This window comes from Kitasatospora sp. NPDC057512 (assembly GCF_042802135.1).
Classification (GTDB): Bacteria; Actinomycetota; Actinomycetes; order Streptomycetales; family Streptomycetaceae; genus Kitasatospora.
The window spans coordinates 1-2037 of sequence record NZ_JBHVET010001082.1 but is presented as its reverse complement, the minus strand read 5'-3'; the positions used below and the strand labels follow the sequence as shown (position 1 = coordinate 2037).

Below are 2037 nucleotides of genomic sequence, written 5' to 3'. Positions count from 1 at the left end.
TCGCCGGGCGGGCCGTCCCGCTGTCGACCGATCTCCCGTCCCGACATAGGCTGGTCCGCGCCCGAACGGACCTTCGTCCGGTCATCGGGCCGGCGGGCCGACATTTCGGAGGGGGCGTGCCCGCCACCACGGAGGATCGCAGGGGGGATGGAAGCATGTTCGAGGAGCACAGGGACAACCGGCGCGACGGACACCAGCAGGACGGCCAGGCGCACGACGGACAGGCACAGGACGGCCGACTCGCCGACGTCGAGATCGAGTACGACCAGTACGACGAACTCGACGATCTCGACGGGCACGACGGGCGCCACGGGCACGACGACGGGGCCCCGCACAGCTCGACCACGCGCCGGGTCGTGCTGGTCGCCGCCGGCGGGGTGTTCGCCGCCCTGCTGGCGGTCGGCGGCTACAGCGCCTACAACGTGCTGAACGCCGTGACGGACAACGGCCCGGCCGGCGGCGGCCACCAGGGCTCCGGCACCGTGGCGAAGGCCCCGCAGGAACCGCCGACCGCCGAACAGGCCGAATCGACGGCCAAGGAGTTCCTGGCGGCCTGGAGCCGCGGCGACATCCCGGCCGCCGCGGGCCTGACGGACCGGCCGGAGACCGCCCGCGCCGCACTGACCACGTTCCACGAGCGGGTGGGGGCCCGCACGCTCGCCCTGACCGGGACGGGCCGCGCGCAGGCCGACAGTCCGAGCGAGCCGGCCCTCGGCTTCCGGGTGAAGGCGGAGTTCGAGGGCACCCCGGACGCCTGGGAGTACGACAGCGTGCTGAGCGTCATCCGGTCCCAGGACGGGCGGCCCGTGGTGCGCTGGAAGCCGTCCGTGGTCCACCCCCAACTCACCCCCGGCCGGACCATCGGGGTGCAGGAGACGCCCAACCCGGTGTCCAAGCCCACCGACCGCAAGGGCCGGCCGCTCGACGCCTTCCCGTCGCTGCGCGCCGTCCTCCCCCAGATCGCCCCGCCGGACGGCGCGACCGCCACCACCGGTCGGGCCGTGACGCTCTCGGGCGGCGGCGAGTCGGAGCAGCTGTTCGTGCTGACGCCGCCGAGCGCCCCGCTGGTCAAGCTGACCCTGGACGCCGACCTCCAGCAGGTCGCCGAGGACGCGGTCAAGCAGCAGGCGGCGAACGGCAATCCGGCCTCGCTGGTGGCCATCCAGCCGAGCACCGGCCACATCCTGGCGATCGCGAACGCCCCGCAGGGCGGCTTCAACCGCGCGCTCGCGGGCGGCCAGCCGCCCGGCTCGACGATGAAGGTGATCACCTCGGCCGCGCTGCTGGAGGCGGGCGTCAGCCCGGACACCGTGGTGCCGTGCAAGGAGACCACCTACTCCCCGCGCGCCTGGCACAACGACGAGAGCGGCGACTTCCCGTCCTACACGCTCGCGGACGACTTCTCCCGCTCCTGCAACACCGGCTTCATCGACAAGGGCCTGGAGAAGCTCCAGCCCGGCACCCTCGGCACGGTGGCCCGCGAGCAGTTCGGCCTCGGCCTGGAGTGGCACATCGGCGTCCCGAGCCGCGACGCCACCATCCCGACGCCCGGGAACAAGGACGAGGCCGCGGCCGCGTACATCGGCCAGGGCCGGATCCAGGTCAACTCGCTGCTGATGGCCTCGGTCGCCGCCACCGTGCAGAACGGGACGTTCCGCCAGCCCGTGCTGCGCGAGGACGCCAAGCGCGTGACGGCGCCGAGCAGGCTCCCCGCCGACGTCGCCCGGGACCTGCGCGCCATGATGGCCAAGACCGCCACCCAGGGCACCGCCCGCACCCCGATGGCCGGCCTGTCCGGCCAGATCGGCGCCAAGACCGGCACCGTCGAGGCCGGCGGCCAGGCCACCAACAGCTGGTTCATCGCCTACCGCGGCGACCTCGCCGTCGCCGCCGAGGTCGAGGGCGGCGGGCACGGCTTCAGCGCGGCGGGCGTGGCCGCGGCCCAGGTGCTGAAGGCGGGTGGCGGCAAGGGCTGAGGCCCGGTCCGGCGCGCACCGCCCAGACCGCCCACACACCGCCCGCGAACGCGCCTCGGCG

The 2037-nt window shown here is 74.5% G+C and carries 1 protein-coding gene; it reads left to right on the top strand.

Going from position 1 to position 2037, the window contains the following annotated elements; all coding sequences use genetic code 11:
• Window positions 1-155: 155 nt before the first annotated feature.
• Window positions 156-1976, top strand: a complete 1821-nt coding sequence (locus ACFU6K_RS37820; protein ID WP_380671016.1) for a penicillin-binding transpeptidase domain-containing protein — start codon at window positions 156-158, stop codon at window positions 1974-1976.
• Window positions 1977-2037 lie beyond the last annotated feature (61 nt).